Raw genomic sequence first — 21,278 nt, forward strand, 5'->3', positions numbered from 1 at the left:
GATCAGTGGAACTGGCTGTCCGCCGGCCTTCGCCTGGCGAATACGGTATCGCTTGTGAGGAAACGGGCTGAGGGCCGCACCAATGTGCGCCGGCGAATGCAGCGGATCGCGGTGACCGCACACAGCGTTAGGGTGTTGCGCGAATCCGGCCTTACCGGGAGTCCCGTGGATGGCATCCGATCGGCCATGTTCGTCAAGAAATACGGCCCATTCGCGGCGGTCATTGAAGGCGCCGCGCGGCGGGGCGGAAACGCGATAGCGATCACCGACGATGCGGGCGACGTCTCCTTCGCAGAGCTCAACAGCCGGGTAAACGCGCTCACCCGGGCATGGTCCCAGCTGGGGCTCGGCCCGGGCACGGTGATCGCCGCGTTGTGCCGCGACCACCGCAACCTGATCACCGTGCTCGCCGCGGCGGGGAAGGTCGGGGCACAGCTGGTGCTGATGAACACTGGCTTCGCCAAGCCGCAGCTCGCCGATGTTGCTCGCCGCGAAGGTGTTTCGGTGCTCGTGCATGACCACGAGTTCACCGGTCTGCTCGATGCGGTCGAGCCGTCCGTACGCCGGTTCCTCTCCGACCCCTGGCCGCTGACGGACGTGGATGTCGTTTCGCTGGAGCATCTGATCGAGTCGACGTCGGACGCGGCGGTGCTGCCGCCGGCAAAGCCGGGTGGTCTCACCTTGCTTACCAGCGGCACCTCCGGTACGCCGAAAGGCGCACCCCGAGGAAAGTCGTCGCCATTGTTCTCCGCACAGCTACTGGACCGCGTACCGCGCCGCAGGAATGAGATCTGCATGATGGCGGCGCCGATCTTTCACGGCACCGGGCTGGGGCAGGCGGTGTTGTCGTTGAGCCTCGGTAACCGCCTGGTGCTGCGGCGCAAGTTCGATCCCGAAGCCACCCTTCGGGCAATCGCCGACTACCGATGCAACGTACTTGCCGTTGTCCCAACGATGTTGCAGCGGATGCTCGCACTGCCCGCCGAGGTCTTGAACTCCTACGACACTTCGTCGCTGCGGATCATTTTCGCCTCCGGGTCAGCGATGCCGGCCGACTTGGTCACTCGCGCGCTGGACCGGTTCGGCCCGGTCCTCTACAACAGCTACGGCTCAACGGAACTCGCGGTGATCAGCGTCGCGATGCCCGAGGACCTGGCTCACAATCCGTCAACCGCGGGCCGGCCGCCGGTCGGGTGCCGGGTCGCGCTGTACGACGACAACGGCAATCCGATCACCACGCCCGGCGCCATCGGCCGTATCTTCGCCGGTAGCATGTTGAGCTTCGGCGGCTACACCGGTGGTCAGAAAAAGGAAGTGATCGACGGCCTGCTCAGCAGCGGCGACATCGGCCACCTGGACGAGACTGGACGCCTCTACGTCGACGGCCGCGACGACGACATGATCATCAGCGGCGGCGAGAACGTTTACCCGTTGGAGGTCGAACACCTCATCTGCGGCCACCGGGACGTGGACGAAGCCGCCGTGGTCGGTGTGGATGATCCTGACTTCGGGCAACGCCTCAAGGCGTATGTTGTTCCTGTGGATGGTGTTTCGCTGCAGGCCGAGGCGATCAAGGACCATGTGCGCAAAAACCTGGCCCGCTTCAAAGTCCCGCGGGAGGTCGTGTTTCTCGATGCCCTGCCGCGCAATTCTACCGGCAAAGTGGTGCGAAGTCAGCTCGAGCAGGGTGCCATCCGATGACGCAGCCCACCGACGTCGAGGCTGCGAAACGGGAAGTTGCCCAGCGTATGTCGGCGGCATTCGCGTCGATGCAAGACGGCACCGCCGATGCGACCGAAGTGCGGGCCAGCCTGCAGGCGAGCCGTAAACCGCGCCGGCACATTCCCGTCGCGCGGGTTCAGAACCGCACCGTCCCCACCTCGGACGGGACTCACGACATCGGAGTGCGCATCTACCATCCGCTGACGCCGGAGGAGTCTCTCGGTGGGGTTCCGCTCATCGTGTACCTACACGGTGGGGGTTTTGTGTTGTGCGACTTGGATTCACACGACGCATGTTGTCGCCGGCTCGCCAACGGCGCTGGCGCGGTTGTCATCTCGGTCGACTACCGGCTCGCCCCTGAGCACCGCTTCCCGGCAGCCGTGGAAGACACCTGGCAAGTCACCCAGTGGGTGGCCAGACACGGACGGGAACTCGGCGGTGACCCAAGCCGTCTCGTGCTTGCCGGAGACAGCGCTGGCGGAAACCTGGCGACCGTCACGTGCTTGATTGCCCGCGATCGCGGCGGCCCGCCCATTGCGTTTCAGCTGCTGATCTATCCGGTGGTCGACCAGCGCCGCAAGCCAAAGGTGGTGCGCGACCCGTTGTCGCGGGGCGCGCTGACGCTGGAGCACCAGCGGTGGTTTACTCAGCAATACCTTGGACCCGATGGTGACCATCAGAACGTGCTCGCCTCACCGATACTGGCAGACTTGGCCGGATTGCCGCCGGCACACATCGTCACCGGCGAATTCGACCCGCTGTGTGACGACGGCGAGGAGTACGCCGAGCGGCTACGGGCGGCGGGAGTTTCAGCGACGGTCGAGCGCTACCCCGGGATGTTCCACGGGTTCTTCAACTTGCCGGACGACATTCCATTAGCTGAGCAGGCCAATACCGACGTCTGCGCGGTGGTGCGAGACGCACTGGCGGAGCTGAGATCATGACGAGCAGACGCAAAATCGCACTTTCGCCGTGCGATTCGTGCGATTTCGCGTCTGGTGGCCTTCGTAGAAGGGAACAGCTGTGAAGTTGCAGAACGCCCGTGCCCTGGTCACCGGCGCCAGCCGTGGCCTGGGACGCAGCATCGCCGAATCGCTGGCGCAGCGCGGTGCCGAGGTCGCGGTGGTCGCGCGCAGCGCCGACGCGCTCGAGCTGCTGGCCAAGGAGCTCAACGGCAAGGCCTACCCGACCGACCTCACCGATCCAGCGGCCGTGGCCGCCCTGGTCGATCGGGTGGAGGCCGACGGGCCGATCGACGTGCTGGTCAACAACGCGGCCTTGGACCACGTCGGTCTGTTTCCCGACACCTCTGCGCAACAAGTACGCGATCTGCTGCAGGTCAACCTTGGCGCACCATTGGAGCTGTGTCGTCAGCTGATGCCGCGAATGCTGGCGCGGGCGCGGGGACACATCGTCAACGTGTCGTCGATGGGCGCGGTGAGCATCAGTCCAGGTGTCACTCTCTATGGCACCTCGAAGGCGGGCCTGAGCCATTTCACCGCTGGAATCCGGCAGGAGTTGGCCGGCACGCCGATTGGTACGACTCTGGTTCAGGTCGGTGCGGTGAAAACCGACATGATCGACAACATCCAAGGCTTCGGACCGTCCCGGCGGGCCATGGAGCGTTTCGGCCGGTTGCATCTACTGCCCTCCGAAGACCTGGAACCGGCCGCCGTCGCCAAAGCGATAGTTGACGCGATCGAGCATCGGCGACGCCACGTCAGGCTTCCGCGGTCAATCGCACCGACGTCCATGCTCGTCGAGTTCCCGCGCCGAATGAGTGAGGTTCTGCTCAAAGGCATTGACATGAGGGCTGATTGATGACGATCGCTAACCAGCTAATGGACCTGTCGGGAAAAGTCGCGATCATCACCGGGGGCGGTCGAGGCCAGGGTGCGGCGGAAGCGCGGCTGTTCGCATCGCTGGGCGCGCGGGTCGTTGTCACCGACATCCTGGAGAACGAGGGTCAAGCCGTCGCGGACTCCATCGGTGATGCGGCACGATTCGTTCGCCACGACGTCAGTAGTGCAGACGATTGGGATTCTGTGATCGACGTCGTCACAACCGAATTCGGTGGACTTGATGTGCTGGTGAACAATGCGGCGGTCTGTTCCGCCACGCCGATTCTGGATCAGTCCCTCGACGGGTTCGAGCGACAGCTGCGCGTCAACCTGGTCGGACCCTTCCTGGGCATCAAGGCCGTTGTCGGACCCATGAAGGCGGCCGGCGGGGGCTCGATCGTCAACATCACGTCGCAGGCGGCTCTGCAAGGACTCGCCGGCTACGGTGCCTACGGGTCGTCCAAATGGGGACTCCGCGGCTTGACCAAAGTGGCGGCAATTGAGCTGGGCCCTTTGGGAATCCGGGTGAACGCGGTATATCCGGGGATGATCGATACGCCGATGATCAGTCATCTCGACGTCCGTCTCGGACCCGGGGGTCACCCCGCCGCTCCGTTGACCCGTGTCGGCGTGCCCGAAGAAGTCGCCGCGGTGGTCGCCTTTCTGGCGTCTGACGCCTCGTCGTACGTCACCGGCGCCGACTTCGCGGTCGACGGCGGCGCCAGCGTCGGCCGGATCCCGATGACTACACCCGCGGCTGCCGCATCTCCTGCCGACTGACGCCACACGATTCGGCGTCGCGAACTCCCGCTCATCGGGAACGGGCCCTCCTCACCGGGTCTGCCTGGGTGAACCTATATCTGGAATTGCCAAGCATCACCGTCGTCTCGACGGAGAAATGTGAACGAAAACCATGCCCTACGTTGCGATTGTCGTGTTCTTCGGCATCATCTTCCTGCCGCTGATTCCCCCTCTGGTGAGCACCAGTGTGGGCGCCGCCGAGCGAAGCCGCGAATGGATGCGGACAGTGCGCAAGCGTTGGCAGCGACACCACGTGCTGTGAACGATGCCCGGGCGGTCCGGCAGCCACATGATTGAAAGGCTTTGAGATGGAACCTAATACAAGACAGCTCTCCGGCAAGGTCGTCTTTGTCACCGGAGGCGCCCGCGGGCTTGGCGCGGCATTCGCGCGCCACATCGTCGCACGCGGCGGCAAGGTGGTGATCGCCGATCTGCTCGACGACGACGGCAAGCAGCTTGCGGACGAACTGGGCGCATCCGCGCGCTACGCGCACCTCGACGTGACCGACCCCGCGCAGTGGTCGGCGGCAGTCGAGTTCACGCTGGCTGGGTTCGGCGGCCTGAACGGGTTGGTGAACAACGCCGGGGTGTCGACGGGCCAGTTCATCGAGCAAGAACCCGTGGAACACTTCCGCATGGTGCTGGAAGTCAATTTGGTCGGAGTGTTCAACGGGATGCAGGCGGTTATCGGGCCGATGCGCGCTGCCGGTGGCGGTTCGATCGTCAACATCTCCTCGGCGGCCGGGCTGTTCGGGCTGGCGCTCACCGCGGGCTACGGCGCCTCGAAATGGGGAGTGCGGGGACTGTCGAAGATCGCGGCCGTTGAGCTGGGAACCGATCGCATCCGGGTCAATTCGGTGCACCCGGGCATGACCTACACGCCGATGACGGCGCAGGTGGGCATCCAGGTCGGCGAAGGCAATTACCCCAACACGCCGATGGGACGCGTTGGGACGGCCGAGGAGATGACCGGTGCCGTCGGCTACCTGCTATCCGATGAAGCCGCATATGTGACCGGCGCGGAGATCGCGGTCGACGGCGGATGGACTGCCGGTCCCACTGTGAAATACGTTATGGGACAGTGATTCAGACAGGAGTGCAGATGAAGCGACTGGAGGGTAACCGGATCCTGGTCACCGGCGCCGCGTCGGGGATCGGACAAGCCACCACGCTACGTTTGCTGGACGAGGGCGCGGTGGTGGTGGCCGCGGACATCTCCGCGGAAGGTCTGGATAAAACTCGGGCCCGGGCAGACGAGGCCGCGACCGGCGACCGGCTCACTACGTCGCAGCTGAACATCGGTGACGAGGATTCGGTGCGCGGCGGGGTTCGCTCAGCCGTCGAAACACTCGGTGGCCTGGATTCATTGGTCAACGCCGCCGGCATCCTGCGGGCCGCACATACTCACCAGACCAGCACCGAGTTGTGGAGTCAGATCATCGCCGTCAATCTGACCGGCACCTTTCTGGTGGTGCGCGAAGCACTGCCGGCACTGCTCGAGAATCAGCGCAGCACGATCGTCAACTTCAGCTCCACGTCGGCCTCGTTCGCGCACCCGTACATGGCGGCCTACGCCGCAAGTAAAGGCGGAGTCCAGGCCTTCACCCATTCGCTGGCGCTGGAGTATGCGCGGGCCGGGCTGCGCGCGGTATGTGTGGCGCCGGGCAGCATCAAGTCCGGAATCACCGATGCCACAGGCGGATACCTCCCGTCGGACACCGATTGGTCGCTGTTGGCCAAACTGTTGCCGATCCTGCCGACGACGGTCGAATCCAGCGGCGCTGGAATGGCCGACCCGTCAGTCGTCGCCGGCGTGATCGCCATGCTGGTTTCCGAGGACGGCGCCTTCATCACCGGAACAGAGATCCGCATCGACGGCGGAACCCACGCCTGAGTTTGGCGAGCAGACGCAATAGCCCCTCACTTCGGCACGAAATGGGGGCTTTTGCGTCTGCTCGGCACAACTAGTTGACGCACGGCACGCCGCCGCCGTCGATGGGCTTTCCTCGATCGGGCGTGGGATAGGTGCTGGTGGTATAGCCGTACGACCCGTAGCTGTGAGTCTTGGTGGTCGTGGTCGTAGTAGTCGTTGTGGTCGTGGTCTCGTCGAGTGCGGGCAGCGAGAAGTTGGTGTCCACAATGACCCGGACGTGTCCGGCCGCGAGGGTGGGATCGGCCTGCTTGGGGGCATCGATGCCGAGCAGCGTCGCCACATTGCGCGCATCGGTGTCCGCGCCGGCGCCATACGCGACCGTCGTGGCCGTCGGTTCGCCAGAGTTGCGATCGCGGACCTGACCCGTGGCGTAGCCCTGCTTCTTGAGCGCGCGCGACACCTCGCTGGCCAGTCCGGTGAGGCTGCCGGAGTTGATCACGTCGACGACGGTGGACGGGTCGGGCTTGCTGACCGTAGTTGTGGTGGGGGCCACCGTCGGCGCGGCACCGATCGCCGCGGCAACCTCCGCCTTGATCGCAGCCGGGTCGACGATGTTTACGTCCTGGCCGTCGATGTTGTCGTACCGGACCACGGGCAGCGTCCGGAATTCCACCCGGCTGTTTCCGGGGCCGCCCGCGAGGTCGCCCATCCGGCGGAACAGGTTCTCGTCCCAACCGGCCGACAGCACCACATCTTTGCGCGCCACGGACATGAGGCTGTTGAGCTTGTCCAGGTTGGAGAAGGTGCCCGCATCCTGCAGTTCCCGCATGACGGAGGAGAGGAACGCCTGCTGCCGGTGAGTGCGGTCCAGGTCGCCGTTCTCCAGGCCATGACGCTGCCGCACAAACGCCAGCGCCTGGGAAGCGTTCAACCGCTGACGTCCGGCCGGAAAGTTGGCGCCGGAGTAGGAGTCGTAGACCGCGTGGTTCAGGCACACGTCTACGCCGCCCAACGTCTGGGCCAGATCGTAGAAACCGGCCAGGTTGATTTCGGCGAAATAGTCGATCGGAACGCCGGTCAGGCTGCGCACCGCGCGCAAGGTCGCGGCCCGGCCGGCCTCGCGGCCCTTGCTCTCGAGTTCCTTTTGGCTGCTCGCTCCCTGGTTGGCGAGCTTTTGCGCGACATATTGCTTGGTCAGCCCGTAGGCCTCTTTGATCTTGATGTGGTTGTAGCCTGGGACGCCGTTGAACGGCACCCAGTCGTCTCGGGGAATCGAGAAGGCGACAACTTTGCCGTCGGCGCCGACGTGCACCAGTATCAGCGTGTTGGTGTTGTAGCCGCCATCATCGGAATCGCCCGCATGCAACTGCCGCAGGATCGACGACGGGAGGTCGTTGCCGTCCTGGTCTTTGCGGGAGTCCAGCCCGATCAGCAGGATGTTCATCTGGTTTCCGCTGGATCGGGGGTCGTCTGGGCGCAGCGCGTCCGAGATCGTGATGCCACCCAGCGCGCCGTGGGCCACCCAGTAGCCGGCGCCGGTGAGCAGCACCGCCACCAGCGACACCAGGGTCAGGAAGCCGCGGGTAACCCCGGTGCGGATCCGCGATGGCTGACGAACGGCACGATGGCGGTGCCGACGGGCGGGGCGCGCCATCACAAACCTCGGCCAACTCCGCGCGAGAAGACGGAAAAGCCCCCGATTTGGCCCCAAATCGGGGCCTTTTGCGTCTGCTCGCGGCGCGCATCACCGAATACCGCGTCCGCGGTTTGCGGTGATGTCGCTAGATGCATGCCGTCAAGTATGCGGTAGCTTGCTGTGAACCCCCCAATCACAATTCCGAATCACGGCCGGCTCAGCAGGCGGGCCGCGTCGAATTCTGCGGCCGCTTTTTTGCCGCTACCAGCGCGTTCTTGCCGACATTCGGCCATTCCAACGGGTGGGAAGCCGCCGGTCACGAATGCGTCACAGCAGCACAACTAGGGCGAGCAGACACAAAAGCACCCAATTCCGGCCCGAATTGGGCGCTTTTGCGTCTGCGCGCCATTACCAGGAACGGTTGGCCATGATGGTGGCGAATAGTTCGCCCATCTCGTCGGCTGGTCCGCCCGGCACGGTGTAGCCGGCCTCGTCGCGGATCTCCTCAAAATGGTCGCGCACGTCTTCGACGGACAGCGCCGGACTGTAGAAACCTTGTGTCCTACCGATGAAGAAACGCGCGACGTGTCCGGCGCCGACCGTGTAGATCTCCCCGGAAACGGGGCAGTCGCGGTGCGTCAGAAATGCCACCACGGGCGCTACCAGAGCGGGGTCCAACTGCTGAAGGTACTGGCCCACCAGCTCGTCCAAAACGGCCTGCGTCGACGCATCGTCCTGCCGGCCGGTTCCCTCGATCGAGTGCATCAGCATCCGGGTGTAGGCGATCGGCGCGATCGCATTGACCTTGATGCCCTGCTCGGCTCCCTCGGCGCCCAGCACGCGTGTGAAGCCGATCAACCCGGTCTTGGCCGCGCCGTAGTTGCTCATGCCTTCGGCGCCAAGGATTCCAGCGGCCGAGCAGGTGTTGAGTATCCGGCCATAGCGCTGCTCACGCATCACGTTCCACGCCGGCCTTGTCACATGGAATGCACCCCGCAGGTGCACATCCAATAGCGGCTCAACCTTATCGGCGGTCATGTCCCCAAACGGCGCATCGCGGACAATCCCCGCATTGTTGATGACGATGTCCACTCGACCCCAGGTACGAAGGGCGGTGTCGACGATCGCCTTTCCGCCTTCCGGGCTGGTCACGCTGTTGGCGTCGGCAACGGCCTCGCCGCCGAGTTGGCGAATCTCCGCTGCGGCGGCAGTCGCGGCTTCGACGTTGGAGCCATGCCCGGTCACCGATCCGCCGACGTCGTTTACCACCACGCGCGCGCCCCGCGATGCGAGCAGCAGCGCGTATTGCTTGCCCAAACCACCACCGGCACCGGTTATCACGGCGACCTGCCCGTCGAACCGCAGGTTGTCGGACGATGTCACGGGATACTCTCGATACGCGGTCACCAGCTGACCGGCAGTTCCTTCATTCCGTAGATGTCGGATTCCTTGAACCGCAGCTGATCCGGTGGCACCGCCAACTTCAGTGCGGGCAGCCGGCGTGCCAGCGTGGCGAACGCGACCTGCATTTCGACTCGTGCGAGGTTTTGTCCGATGCATTGGTGCACGCCGTAGCCGAACCCCAAGTGTCCGCGCGGATTTCGGTCGGCCTCGAAGCTTTCGGGATCGTCGACGAACTCGGCGTCCCAGTTGCCTGCGGGCAGATTCATCAAGACCCAGTCCCCGGCTCGGATCAGCTGACCGCCCAGGGTGAGATCTTCGGTCGCCACCCGGTCGACCTGGCTGTGCACGATGGTGAGGTAGCGCATCAGCTCTTCGACGATGTTGGCGATCACGGTGTGATCGTCAGTCTGGCCGAGCCGCTCGTACACGTCGGAATGTTGCAGCAGCGCAACGGTTCCCAATGAAATCATGTTGGCCGTCGTCTCGTGGCCGGCCTGCATCATGATCACACTTGTCATCGCCGCGGTCTCATGGTCGAGTTGGCCCGTCGCGATGTACTCCGTAGCCAAGCGGCTGATCAAGTCGTCACCGGGTTCGCGCTCTTTGCGGCGCACCAACTCCTGGATGTAGGCATACATCGCGCCGAAGGCCGCGGCCTTCTCCTCGTCGCTGGACCTGACGTCCAAACCGACCGTGGTCTGGTGTTGGAAGAGTTCAAGGTCCTCCGGCGGTACGCCCAATAGCAGCGCGATCACCATCGACGGGACCGGCAAGCCGAAGTGCCGCACCAGGTCGGCGGGCGGTCCGGTGCCGATCATCTCGTCGAGATAGTGGTCGACCAATTTCTGGATCTGCGGCCGCATCGACTCGGCCCGCCGGAAGGTGAAGCTGCCGGTCACCATGCGCCGCAACCGATGATGCTCGGGATCGTCCACACGCGCGAACATCACCGGCGCGGTCTCACCGGACCCGGCTGGCATGATGGCGGCGGGAATCGTGTCAGCGGACAGGCGCGGATCGACCAGCGCCGCTCTGATGTCCTGGTAGCGGCTCACCATCCAGGTCGGCTTGCCGTGGTACATCACCCGTCGCAGCCCCGGCTGTTGGCGCCAATCCGCGAATGCGGCCGGCGGTTTGAGGGGACACTGCGCATCGCGCGGGATGGGTATGACGGGAAGCTCCCCGGGACAGGCAGAGGCGGAATGGGTATCGGAAATCGTTGACATCAGCGGTGTTTCCCATTTAAGTGGCAGTTAGCTGTCAATTAAAGGAGCCTAGAGCTCACCTGACCCGCAGTCAACGGTCAGTTACCCTGGCACGGTGTCAGCAGTTGCCGATCGGACGTTGCGGGCCGATGCGGCGCGCAACGTGCAGCGCATTCTGCGCGCGGCGCGCGACGTCTACGCCGAGTTGGGGGCGGAGGCACCCCTCGAGGCCGTCGCCCGCCGCGCCGGCGTTGGGGAACGAACGCTGTACCGCCGGTTCCCGACGAAGGGCGACCTGGTTCGCGCTGCCCTGGATCAGAGCGTCGCCGAGGATCTCACCCCGGCAATCGACGAGGCGCTGCGCAGTGCGGATCCGTTGCACGGCCTGACCCAATTGTTCGAAGCCGCAATATCGCTCGGTGCCCGCGAGCATAATCTGCTGACCGCCGCCTATCGGGCGGGCTCGCTGACCCCCGACATCTCGTCCTCGCTGAATGAGGCGCTAGACGAGCTTGCCGGCCGAGGTCAGCAAGCCGGCTTAATCCGTCCCGACCTGGTCGGTGACGACCTGCCGCGCCTGATCGCGATGCTTCATAACGTGCTCTGGACGATGGATCCGGGTAGCGACGGGTGGCGACGGTACGTGGCCCTTATCCTTGACGCGATTGTGACCCGCGAACGGCGTCCGCTGCCCCCGGCCGCCGCTTTCCGTTATGCGCCGCCCGAAAGCGGCTGGCCCTTGTGACCGTTGGTGCGGTTCACTTTCGGCGTGGATTGGCGGCCGCGGTCAAAGCCACCGCCAGCGCGATCACACCCACGACCACCAGCGGATGCCACCACTGAGTGCCCAGCCAATAGATATGGGTGCCGACCAGACCGGGATGATCTTTGTCGGTGCCGAACAGCCAGTGTCGTACGCAGTATGTCGCGAGCGCGAGTATCGCGCCGACAAGGGTGAAACACAGCAGTGCGAAAAGCGTTCTGCTGGAACGTTGCCAGGTTCCCAGGACGATCAGATAGCCACCGATTCCGGCTGCGATCAGGCCGCCCGCCCCGATCTGTGTTGAGGATTGAATCGCGGCCGCCGTGCCCAGGACCAGGAGCACCGCGCCGGCGATGATCGTCGACCTGGCCAGGCCCTTGGTCAACGACACCACGCGATATCCGCCGAGCGTCAGTGTCCGCAAGGTAAGCAGTGGGGGCTTGAGGACGCCGGGCAGCTGCCGGATGGAGCCGGCCGCCGCCGATGCGGACGCGGCGGTTTTTGTGACGGTGCGCGCCATCAACGGCGAGCCCTTGTCGCTCGCAAATGTTTCCCGCGCGACGGGATTGGAGTTCAACAGCTTGTACTTCGCAGCTCCCGGGGGTGTGGCCAACACCTGCTCGGCCCAGCTTCGAGATTTCGTCGGACTCCAGTCGGGCTTCTTTCCCGGCTGGGGATCGATGACCGCCTTGGCCAGTTCGTCCAGTTCGTCGTCGAGGACGCGTCGCTGCCATGCCTGCGCCAGCCACAGCGCTGTCAGCGGAATGCTGGGTGGTACCACCGGTGCCGAATCATCCAGGAAACCAAGCTCATTCAGCAGCACTTCTTCGGTCAGATCGCTGCCCGGGCTCGGAAGATCAAGCTTTCCGAGAGCTTTGAGCTTGCCGAGGAGCCACCGCGCCGCGGGCTGGGTTCCGTTGGCGTCCTTCTCGTATTCGGCGGCGCGCGCCCGGACGATCCACTGCACGCGACGCGGGTCCAACACCAGATGGACCAGCCAGCCTGCTCCATCGAGCCGGCCCCACATCCAGTCGTTGGCTCGCCACGATCGCTTGTAGAAGGCGCCGAAGTGGTGGAACTGCATGCCGGTGAGCTTGTCCTGTGCCGTCTGCCAGTCCGGGGCAAGCGCGCTTCGTGTATCGGCGCTGACCTGGACGAGCTCCAGCGACTGTTCGATGTCTGCCTCGGCCGGAAGCATTGCCCGCTGTGTAGTGGCCAGGTCGAACAATTTTCGGGCTACGGCCAGCGAATCGCCAAGCGGAGCAAGGTAATTGAGATACGTCAACAGCGGACACGGCTCCTTGCCGGCCAGCGTCGTCAACGTCTCGCCACAGCTCACCAGGGCCCTGCCAAGTCCTTCCCATGCGTTCTCTTGTACCGCGGACTTGGCGAGATAGCGTTCAGCCAGCGTGTCGGCAGCATCCTCGAGTGACCCGCTCCTTACCTCATCCTCGGTGCATGCCTGGTAGACCAGCGCGGCCGGATCGACTGGTACGGACGGCGCACAAGCGCCATGGATATCTTCGGTGAGTTTCGCCAATGCCCTGATGTCATCTGCGGACGTGGCGAGCTGATATGCCGCCCGGGCGACGGCGATCGCGCATCCCTTCGCCAGGTCGTACGCGGGTTGGCCATATTGAGCAAGCTGAGCCGTACTCTCCGGAAGTGGTCGTTGCGGCCAGCGACGCAGGATCGACGCCGTGATCCGTCGACGGCACACCCGCTCGGCATCGCCCCCGATGGCCAGTTCGGATTGCCAGTGCTTCGGAATGCCTTCGCTCGACCCGCCCGACGTGGGTGGCCAGGTGCTCAGCTGACGCAGCAGCGCGCCGGTGAGGGCGTGAGCATGCCTGTCCGCCTCCCGCTTCCCGTAGTCGGCCAGCAGCGACGTGTTCAGTAGCCGAGACCCTCTGGTCGCCGCCAGCTCTGCAAGACGCAGTTTGGTGTCTGTCCGTGCGTCCATCCGGTCCTGATGAGTTCGGATTGCCCGCAGGTCCGACGCGATTGACTGTGTCGTGACCGCGGACAGGTCCTTGAGCAGCCCGTCGAGGAGCCCGAGTGGCTCGTTGACGTCATCCGGCGGAGCCTGTTGCACCAGGTCGGGAGCCGGTCCGGCGGACGGAACGACGAACAGCAGCACCCGGCGAACCGCCCGTTGGGCGGGACGGTCGAAGATGCGCTTGAGCAGCACGTCGATGGGCTGGTTGTCGAGCAGGCCGCCGTCGGCGGCCCAGTGCGGGCGGGTGATGTTGGCGTAGGGCGCCATCGGTGGCCGAGCCGGCACGGCCCCTTTCCCCGGGGTGCCTTTCGTGAAGGGAAGAAAGGACGGCTCGAACGCCAGCGGGAACGACGCCGAGCTACGTGCCGCCAGCGCCAGCGCGGTTGCGCTGCCGTTCTTCGCGAGATCACCTTCGGTGAAGGTGAATACCCCTCGCCGGTCCACGTCCTGGACCAGCGTGCCGTAGGAGTCGGTGAACCTGCTCGTCTCTCCGGTCAGCAGTGTCGTGGTGACGTACAGGGTCGTCGAGGGCAGTGCACCCGCCAGCGGCGGGAACGGCCCGGTCGCGAGCTCTGGAATCTCCGTCGCGAGTTCGGCGAACATGCGCTCGTCGCCGTACAAGAGGGATGGCGTGTTCTTTTCTGTCGGGTCGCGCAGCAGGTCGGTCAAAGCTCCGAGATCGAGCCACAGGTCACGGAGCCCGCCCAGGTCGGCGCCCGTGACTCGGGACGAAGCGAGCAGAGCCGCACCGATGCCGCCCGCACTCGTACCCGACAAGACGTCGACGTCCACGACCGTGTCCAGCAGGTCGATGAGTTCGGCGTAGAGCCGCAACGACTCGGCCGCGTTTTCGGGGAGTTGGCTGTCGGCCGGGAATGTTCCCCGCTGCCTGCGCCATTGGGACGCCTGCGCCAGCAGGTTGATCTCACGCGCAACGCCGGCCATCCAGATCGCCAGGCTGACGCCGCCCGTCATCGTCGTCGCCAGACGAAGTTCCTGCGTCAACTCCGTCACCGGTAGCGGCTCGAATGCCATTGCGCTCCCTTGATGTAACGGGGTCCGCCGCCCGGGGCCGGGCCCTCGGCCTAGATTGCCACGATCCCGGCTAGGTCCACGTTGAAACGCCGCAGACGGCACCGCGCAATCCGCGGAGAGCACCTCGTTGGCGCCGCCGCGGTGTCTGGTTGCCCGGCCAGTCTTAGGGCGCTGGGCTGGGGTTGGCTCGCGCAACTCGTCGCGCGCGGCACTACTGTGCTTGTTGAGGATGGCCAATCAGCAAGGGGGCTAAGTGGAGGGGACGCCGTTCGGCCGCTACCGGCTGATCGCGTTGCTGGGCCGTGGCGGCATGGGTGAGGTGTGGCGCGCCTTCGACACCGAAACGCAACGCGTCGTCGCCGTGAAGGTGCTGCCGGAGAACCTGGCCAGCGATCCGATGTTCGAACAGCGATTCCGCCGGGAGGCCTTGGCAGCGGCCGGCCTGACGGACCCGCATGTGGTACCGATCCACAACTTCGGCGAAATCGAGGGCCGACTTTACGTCGACATGCGGCTCATCCAGGGCAACGACCTGCAAGCCATCCTCGCGGCGGGGCCCTTGGCGCCCGAACGAGCGGTGAAGATCATCGAGCAGGTCGCCTCGGCGCTCAACGACGCGCATCGGATCGGGTTGGTGCACCGCGACGTCAAGCCGTCGAACATTCTGGTCACCGAAAACGACTTCGCCTACCTGATCGATTTCGGTATCGCCCGGACGGCTGGGGAAAGCCGGATGACAAGCACCGGCAATGTGATCGGGACCTGGGCCTACATGGCGCCGGAACGGTTGAGCACCAACGAAGCCGACCCTCGCGCCGACACATACGCCCTCACGTGCGTGTTGCACGAGTGCCTGACCGGCAGGCAGCCGTTCCCGGGGGACAGCCTCGAACGACAAATTGGAGGCCACCTGAGCATGCCGCCGCCGCGGCCGTCGACTCTTCGCAGTGGCCTGCCCGCCCAGCTCGACACGGTCATCGCGACCGGGATGGCGAAGAGGCCCGACCAGCGCTATTCGCCTGTGACGGCGATGGCTGCGGCGGCGCGGGCGGCAATCTCCACGCCCCCGACGCTGCCGGGTCCCGTCCAAAGAACCGCGCCACCCCAACCCGAGACCCAATGGGCGGTCCGGCCACCGGTGCCACAGAACTACTATCCACCGACTGCCGGCGCAGGCGTATCAGCCACCGACCCAACGCGATACCGGCCGGCAGGCAATTACGCGGCCGATGTCGGGCCGCCGGCACCGCCAATGAATACCCGCCCCGAATCGAATCGGAAAAGCCGTCGTATCGCCCTGGCCAGCCTGGGGGTGCTGGTGGTGGTCACCGGCATCGTCGCCGCCATCGCTTTGAACCACCACGGCGCGGATGACTCCCGCCGCCCCGCCGCCGGCCAGACGACCACGGCACAGCCCAACACCGGACCATTCACCGGCACCTACAACGCGGCCTTCGGTCCACGTCTCAATTTGACCGGCCAGGCGGTGACGGGCTCGAAGCCGCCCGCCACGGAGAGTTGGGATTTGCGCTCGGCGTGCGGATCTCGCGGATGCGTGGCCACCGCATCCAGAATCAGCGGCCCGTTCGGCCACGCGACGAAGGTGGTCCTCGACGACTTCGGCGGACGCTGGATAGGCGTCGCCCTGGGAACTACCAAGTGCAACGACAAAGACACCGAAGAGTGGAACTTCGTGTGGCTGAAGCCGCGTGCGGACGGCGCCATGGAAGGCGAATGGATATCGGATGCCATTGACTGCTATAGCAAGCGCGCTGTGACTTTCACCCGAACCGGCGACACCGACATCGCTCGCTTGGTCGACCCGGCAAGCCAGGCGGCCAGAGTGGCGTCGCCGGCACTGGGGCTACGGGGTGCGTATCACGCGAAGATTACCTATACCGGTGGCGTTACCCGGTATAAGCCGCAGGAGAGTGACAACACCGTCGAAACGATCTGCCTACGCGCCGGGGACCGGTGCCTCAGCCGCTTCTTGCGAGCCGACGGCAGTGGCCGCTTTGAGCTGTTCATATTCGCGAACGGCGCGTGGACCCGAAACTCGGAGTTCGACACCGAGTGCCCAGCAGGAGGCATGTCCCACGTCAAGATCAGTGGCGTGTACCCGCTTCCGAGCCCACCCCAAGACCCGATCATGCAGCTATCCGGGCACGGTCATAAAGAGCAATCCGGAAGCCCCTGCACGACAAGCGATTTCGAGCAGGCCTTCAACCGCACCGGAGACTGAGCGAGTCACCCCTGATATGGCGCGGGGGCTTCGTCAAGCAGCAGGGTTTTGGTTTCGAGATACGGCAGCAGTCCCTCGCGGCCGCCCTCACGTCCGATTCCCGACTGCTTGAACCCGCCGAACGCAGTGCCCATGTCCATGCGCATGTTGTTGTGGCCTACGGTGCCTGACCGCAGTTGCCCGGCGATCTCGCGGGCCCGTGAGACATCGGGAGTGAACACCGCGGCGTTGAGCCCGTAGACGGTGTCATTGGCGATATCGACCGCGTGTTCATCGCTGTCAGCCGGGATCACACTCAGCACCGGGCCGAATATCTCCTCTTGCGCGATGACTTGTTTGTTGTCGACGTTCGAGAACACCGTCGGCTCAATGTAATAGCCGCGCTTCAGATGCTTGGGCCGGCCACCGCCGGTGACAAGGGTGGCACCCTCCTGGATGCCCTTGGCGATGTAGCCCTCGACCCGGTCACGCTGACGTTCCATCGCGAGCGGACCCATTTGGGTTGCGGCGTCAAATGGGTCGCCCACTTGGACCGCCGAGAATGAGGCGGCCAGTGCGTCGGCGAATTCGTCGTGCCGGCTGCGGGGCACCACAATCCTGGTCAGCGACGAGCACACCTGACCGGACATCAGGCACTCCGCGCGTGCGAGCGTCGCTGCCGCAGCGGTGATGTCAGCGTCGTCGAGGATCACGGCCGCTGACTTGCCACCGAGCTCAAGGGTGCACCGCGCGACGCGCTCGCCGCAGATTGAACCGATCCGGCGTCCCGCTGCCGTCGATCCGGTGAAGGCGATCTTGTCGACCCGTGGGTCGCGAACCAGCAGCTCGGAAACTTCGCGGTCGGCGGTCACGACATTCAGCACTCCGGGAGGTAGGCCTATGTCGTCGGCGATTTCGGCCATCAGGTAGCCCGCGCCGGGCGCTTCGGGAGAGACCTTGACGATCAGGGTGCATCCGGCCAACAGTGCGGGGGCGGCTTTGTTGACGATGAGTGTCAGCGGCGCGTTCCACGGAACGATCGCACCCACGACTCCGACGGCCTCACGGACCAGCAGACCGAATCCGCCGCGCGCCAGACCCATTGGACTCGGCTGGTACGGCTCTTCGAACGGATAGTCCTCGGCGAGATCGGCGTAGAAGCGGAACACCCCGGCGTCGCCCACGGCAGAATACTGCGCGAGCGAAAACAGGGTGCCGGATTCCCGTGGCCACATCTGGCCGTGGTCGGCCGTGCGGGCTTCGAGCTGCGCCGCGATCGAACGCAGGTACTCGGCGCGCTCCGCGTGAGTCATCCGTGGCCATGGCCCGCGATCGAAGGCGTGTCGGGCGGCCGCGATGGCCGCATCCATATCGGCGGGCTGAGCTTCGGGGACCCGGAAGTACAGTTCCTCGGTGCTTGAGTCGAAGACTTGAATCGCGGCGGCCGAACTCGGTTTGACCCAGTCGCCGTTGATGAAGAAACGGTCGGTACGCCGTAGCGGTACCTGATGATCAGTGGCTAACGTCATCGTTTTGCCTCCTGCAACCAGCACTAGATTTGCTGACTATAGGCCGTTCGCAAACCGGATGCGATCCTTGCAGCGCAGCTGGTTGCCTCGATGGCAGCTACATCCACACTGGCCGCGCGCGGTAGGTTGAGAATCCGCCTATTTTGCTGGAGCCGATAACCAAATAGAGTAACGACACCAGCGACACGGAGGAGAGCAATGGTGAAGCGTGGCATTGTCGTCGGGGTAACCGCCGCGGCCGTCGTAGTTGCGGGTTGCGTCGGCTGTTCGAGCAAGAAGTCGGAAACGGGAAGTCAAACGAGCTCGGCGGCGCCGCCGGCCGGCCCGCAGCTCACGATCGACGGTCAGCGCCAGGACATCTCCGGTGCGATCACCTGCACCCCGGACGGCAACAACATCAAAATTGGTATCGGTGATGCGGCCAACGGAATCGGCGCCGTGGTCAGCAACGCCGATCCGCCGATTGTCCATGCCGTCGGGCTGGGCAGTGTCGGCGGCGTCACGCTCGGTTACTCGGACGCCGCACCCGGTCAGGAGAGCAATGCCGGAGCCGAACACAAGGGCAAGACATACGCGATCAAGGGCACCGCGAGCGGTAGCGACATGACTGATCCGCAGCAGCCGAAGCCGGTATCCAAGCCATTCGAATTGACCGTGACCTGCCCGTAGCGCGGGCCAACCAGAGGAGACGCAGCTCATGTCAAGGAAACGTGTCGTTGGTGCGGCGGCGGTGGCGGTGGGCCTCGGTTTCTCCGCCGTGATGCTCGACGCCGGGTTGGCCTATTCCGACCCGACGCCGACGCCGACTCCGCAACAACCAACGAGGCCCCAACCCCACCGGCCAACGCCGTCGCAAGGGCCCGCCTCCACACCCTCGCAGGCACCGGCGTCGACACCGTCAAGCCAGCCGGCCTCCTCGCCGTCGAGCGCGCCGGCCTCTACACCGGCTTCCTCGCCATCGAGTAAGCCGGCGTCGTCGTCGCCGTCGTCCACCCCGGCCTCGTCGCCGTCGAGCACGCCGGCTTCGACACCCTCGAGCACACCATCCTCGTCGCCGTCGTCCGGAACCACGCCCGCGGGCAGCAGCCCAAGCACTACGCCGTCCAGCGGACAAACCACGCCGGCGGGCACGTCAACATCCACCCGGCCCGGCGTAACCGTGGTCCTCAATCCGCCGAGCACCCAACCTCCCCACCAACCCTTCATTCCGCGCGGAACGCTAACGGCCAGTACGCAAGTCGGCGGACCGCTGAACGTCACCTTCAACATCGTTGGCAGGGGAGCACCGCCTCCACCGCCGCAGCGGGGCTTCGGCTGGAACGACGGTCAGGCGCCCGGCCATCCGCCGCGCAATTGGGAAGGCCCTCCGCCTCAAGGTGGGTGGAACGGTCCGCCGCCTCCCGGTGGCTGGAACCGCCCATGGACCGGGCCGCCGCGCGAGGTGGATTACGGCAGACGCTATTTCACGCCGTTCAACTACAACGACTTTACCGTCCTTCCGGTCTTCAACTGGCAGTACGGAGGCTGGGGCTACTGGTTCTTCGGTGTCTGGGTGCCGCTGTACTAGGGCTGCGCTGACCGCCATAGACAGCCGCCTGATACCTACAGCGGCTGGTTCGGTACGCCTGGGAAGTGCTGCGTCGTGGGGCCTGAGGTCACCCAACCACCCAGCTTCGTCGCGAGATGCGGCGCGAAAACCGCGCCATAGAGCACGTTTCCGATGACGACGACAGCGACGATGGACAGGACCGACGATTGCAGACGGCTGTTTGATCTCTTGTCGGCCCACATCTCGATGACGTTGCGGCCCTGCGAATCCGTCCGGCCCAGCAGGTAGGTGAAGACCATCATCTGCACGCCCATCGCGAGCGAGTCGTAGAGGGGATATTGATGCGGCGTCCCCTCGAATATCGCAAGGCCGGGGATCACGTAGCCGTAGTGGAAAATTCCGAGCCGTGCCCCCAGGACCGCGTTGAAGAACAGGGCCCAGCAGAAACCCACCACCAGCCCGACGCTGAGCAGGGTGATCGGCCTGCGCCAGTGGAACTTCGCGGTCAGCCATCGCCCAAGAGCGGCGCCGATGATGGCGGGCAACACGAAGTAGGAGATGTAGCCGATGGGCACGGACGAGGGCAGCCCGCCCCACGTCATGTTCAACGGCCACCACGACGGCATGCGCGGCAGCGCGGGCGGGAACTGCGCGTACATCGCCCAGTCGTACGGCGCTTCGATCCACGAGAACGAGATCGCGGAGATGCAGAGAAGTAGCAACGGGTGTAGGCGGCGCTGCCGATAGCTCAGGTACACACCGATTACGACGAACGAAATGCCGCCGACGTAGGCGAAGGCAACGCCCGCTATCAGCAAGGGCGTCATCCGTCGTGCTCCTGGCTCGGTGCCCGACGTGCCTCGGGGTCGTAACGCAGGACGAGGCCGCAAACCAGGGCGATCAGTCCGAACAGCGTGCCAAGCATGATGACAGCGCCCACAGTCGCACCCCTTCCGGTACGGGCTTTAGTTTAGGATAGTGCATACTATCTTAAAGACCGTCAACCGGCGAGCGCGGTTCGAGGAGTTAGCAACGGTGCCCCAGCGAACTTCCGCACGAACGCACAGCACGGCCGAGCTGCCTGCCGCGCGACGGCCCCGTGGCGCGCCGCGCAGACTTCTGCTCGACGCCGCCCGAAGGCTGTTCGCCCGCCAGGACTACCGCAGCACTACGACGCGTGAAATCGCCCAGGCCGCAGGCGTCACCGAACATCTGCTGTTCCGCCACTTCGGCTCGAAGGCGGCGCTGTTCCGCGAGGCCCTCGTCCAACCGTTCACCACCTTCGTCGACGAATTCGGCCGGACGTGGCAGTCGGTCGTCCCCGAAGAAACCGGCGAGGAGGAGCTGACAGGGCACTTCGTCGGACAGCTTTACGACCTGTTTGTGGAACACCAAGGACTGCTGCTGACCCTCTTGGCCTCGGATGCACTGAGCGAGGAGGAAAAGGCTGAGGCCGGCATTGCCGACATCGGGCGCGCGCTGACCGTGCTCGGCCAGATCAGCGTAGAAGGTATGCAGTTACGCGGGATGCAGTCGGGTCATCCCGACCTGCCGGCCCACTCCACCGTGGCGATGATCGCCGGCATGGCCGCATTGCGCTCCACCTTCTTCGGGCCCAGGCAACCGGCGAGAGAGGTGATTGTCGATGAACTCATCCAGGCAACCCTGCACGGCTTCCTGCACCGCAATGAGTGATGGAG

The 21,278-nt window shown here is 65.0% G+C and carries 18 protein-coding genes; 12 read left to right on the forward strand and 6 right to left on the reverse strand.

Going from position 1 to position 21,278, the window contains the following annotated elements; translation table 11 throughout:
* Positions 1 to 96 precede the first annotated feature (96 nt).
* From AC5Y21_RS06255 to AC5Y21_RS06285, 7 genes are all read left to right on the forward strand, one after another.
* Complete coding sequence (locus tag AC5Y21_RS06255; protein WP_499910625.1) at positions 97 to 1,701, forward strand: acyl-CoA synthetase; 1,605 nt, start codon at positions 97 to 99, stop codon at positions 1,699 to 1,701.
* Positions 1,698 to 2,666 (forward strand): alpha/beta hydrolase, encoded by a 969-nt coding sequence (locus tag AC5Y21_RS06260; protein WP_499910467.1) that lies wholly within the window; start codon positions 1,698 to 1,700, stop codon positions 2,664 to 2,666. The genes AC5Y21_RS06255 and AC5Y21_RS06260 overlap by 4 nt, the downstream gene beginning before the upstream one ends.
* Before the next feature lie 79 nt (positions 2,667 to 2,745).
* Positions 2,746 to 3,543, forward strand: coding sequence for an SDR family NAD(P)-dependent oxidoreductase (locus AC5Y21_RS06265; protein ID WP_499910469.1), 798 nt, complete (start codon positions 2,746 to 2,748; stop codon positions 3,541 to 3,543).
* On the forward strand, positions 3,543 to 4,343 hold the full coding sequence (locus tag AC5Y21_RS06270) for a glucose 1-dehydrogenase (protein ID WP_499910471.1): 801 nt from the start codon (positions 3,543 to 3,545) through the stop codon (positions 4,341 to 4,343). Before AC5Y21_RS06265 ends, AC5Y21_RS06270 begins: the two co-directional genes overlap by 1 nt.
* 133 nt (positions 4,344 to 4,476) lie before the next feature.
* Entirely contained in the window at positions 4,477 to 4,626 is a 150-nt protein-coding gene (locus AC5Y21_RS06275; protein WP_499910472.1) for a hypothetical protein, read from the forward strand.
* 46 nt (positions 4,627 to 4,672) lie between these two features.
* Positions 4,673 to 5,449 carry an SDR family oxidoreductase gene (locus AC5Y21_RS06280; RefSeq protein ID WP_499910474.1) on the forward strand — a complete coding sequence of 259 codons (777 nt, stop codon included), beginning with the start codon at positions 4,673 to 4,675 and terminating at the stop codon, positions 5,447 to 5,449.
* Between the two features lie 17 nt (positions 5,450 to 5,466).
* Positions 5,467 to 6,258 (forward strand): SDR family NAD(P)-dependent oxidoreductase, encoded by a 792-nt coding sequence (locus tag AC5Y21_RS06285; protein ID WP_499910475.1) that lies wholly within the window; start codon positions 5,467 to 5,469, stop codon positions 6,256 to 6,258.
* Positions 6,259 to 6,328: 70 nt separating this feature from the next.
* Here the strand turns inward: AC5Y21_RS06285 and AC5Y21_RS06290 are convergent, their stop codons facing one another.
* The 3 genes from AC5Y21_RS06290 to AC5Y21_RS06300 form a co-directional block, all read right to left on the reverse strand.
* Entirely contained in the window at positions 6,329 to 7,891 is a 1,563-nt protein-coding gene (locus AC5Y21_RS06290; protein ID WP_499910477.1) for an LCP family protein, read from the reverse strand.
* Positions 7,892 to 8,281: 390 nt separating this feature from the next.
* Positions 8,282 to 9,256 carry an SDR family NAD(P)-dependent oxidoreductase gene (locus tag AC5Y21_RS06295; RefSeq protein WP_499910478.1) on the reverse strand — a complete coding sequence of 325 codons (975 nt, stop codon included), beginning with the start codon at positions 9,254 to 9,256 and terminating at the stop codon, positions 8,282 to 8,284.
* Between the two features lie 20 nt (positions 9,257 to 9,276).
* Positions 9,277 to 10,503, reverse strand: a complete 1,227-nt coding sequence (locus tag AC5Y21_RS06300; protein ID WP_499910480.1) for a cytochrome P450 — start codon at positions 10,501 to 10,503, stop codon at positions 9,277 to 9,279.
* A gap of 94 nt (positions 10,504 to 10,597) precedes the next feature.
* Between AC5Y21_RS06300 and AC5Y21_RS06305 the strand changes: the two genes are divergently transcribed.
* The gene (locus AC5Y21_RS06305) at positions 10,598 to 11,227 is read left to right on the forward strand and encodes a TetR/AcrR family transcriptional regulator (protein ID WP_499910481.1); all 630 of its coding nucleotides are present in this window, start codon (positions 10,598 to 10,600) and stop codon (positions 11,225 to 11,227) included.
* Between the two features lie 13 nt (positions 11,228 to 11,240).
* Here the strand turns inward: AC5Y21_RS06305 and AC5Y21_RS06310 are convergent, their stop codons facing one another.
* Entirely contained in the window at positions 11,241 to 14,279 is a 3,039-nt protein-coding gene (locus AC5Y21_RS06310; RefSeq protein ID WP_499910482.1) for a patatin-like protein, read from the reverse strand.
* 253 nt (positions 14,280 to 14,532) lie between these two features.
* Here AC5Y21_RS06310 and AC5Y21_RS06315 point away from each other — a divergent pair, with 253 nt between their 5' ends.
* Positions 14,533 to 16,521 carry a serine/threonine-protein kinase gene (locus AC5Y21_RS06315; RefSeq protein WP_499910484.1) on the forward strand — a complete coding sequence of 663 codons (1,989 nt, stop codon included), beginning with the start codon at positions 14,533 to 14,535 and terminating at the stop codon, positions 16,519 to 16,521.
* A gap of 5 nt (positions 16,522 to 16,526) precedes the next feature.
* Here AC5Y21_RS06315 and AC5Y21_RS06320 read toward each other — a convergent pair whose 3' ends face one another.
* A complete protein-coding gene (locus tag AC5Y21_RS06320; protein ID WP_499910485.1) occupies positions 16,527 to 18,029 on the reverse strand; it encodes an aldehyde dehydrogenase in 1,503 nt (500 codons plus the stop codon).
* A 198-nt stretch (positions 18,030 to 18,227) separates the two neighbouring features.
* Here AC5Y21_RS06320 and AC5Y21_RS06325 point away from each other — a divergent pair, with 198 nt between their 5' ends.
* Together AC5Y21_RS06325 and AC5Y21_RS06330 are read left to right on the forward strand one after the other, a co-directional pair.
* Positions 18,228 to 18,698 carry a lipoprotein LpqH gene (locus tag AC5Y21_RS06325; protein WP_499910486.1) on the forward strand — a complete coding sequence of 157 codons (471 nt, stop codon included), beginning with the start codon at positions 18,228 to 18,230 and terminating at the stop codon, positions 18,696 to 18,698.
* Between the two features lie 91 nt (positions 18,699 to 18,789).
* The gene (locus AC5Y21_RS06330; RefSeq protein WP_499910626.1) at positions 18,790 to 19,596 is read left to right on the forward strand and encodes an MAP_0585 family protein; all 807 of its coding nucleotides are present in this window, start codon (positions 18,790 to 18,792) and stop codon (positions 19,594 to 19,596) included.
* A gap of 35 nt (positions 19,597 to 19,631) precedes the next feature.
* Here the strand turns inward: AC5Y21_RS06330 and AC5Y21_RS06335 are convergent, their stop codons facing one another.
* Positions 19,632 to 20,405, reverse strand: coding sequence for a spirocyclase AveC family protein (locus AC5Y21_RS06335; RefSeq protein WP_499910488.1), 774 nt, complete (start codon positions 20,403 to 20,405; stop codon positions 19,632 to 19,634).
* Positions 20,406 to 20,613: 208 nt separating this feature from the next.
* Between AC5Y21_RS06335 and AC5Y21_RS06340 the strand changes: the two genes are divergently transcribed.
* The gene (locus tag AC5Y21_RS06340; protein WP_499910628.1) at positions 20,614 to 21,273 is read left to right on the forward strand and encodes a TetR/AcrR family transcriptional regulator; all 660 of its coding nucleotides are present in this window, start codon (positions 20,614 to 20,616) and stop codon (positions 21,271 to 21,273) included.
* Positions 21,274 to 21,278: the final 5 nt, after the last annotated feature.

The sequence above is a fragment of the Mycobacterium sp. NGS41 genome, from assembly GCF_059812725.1.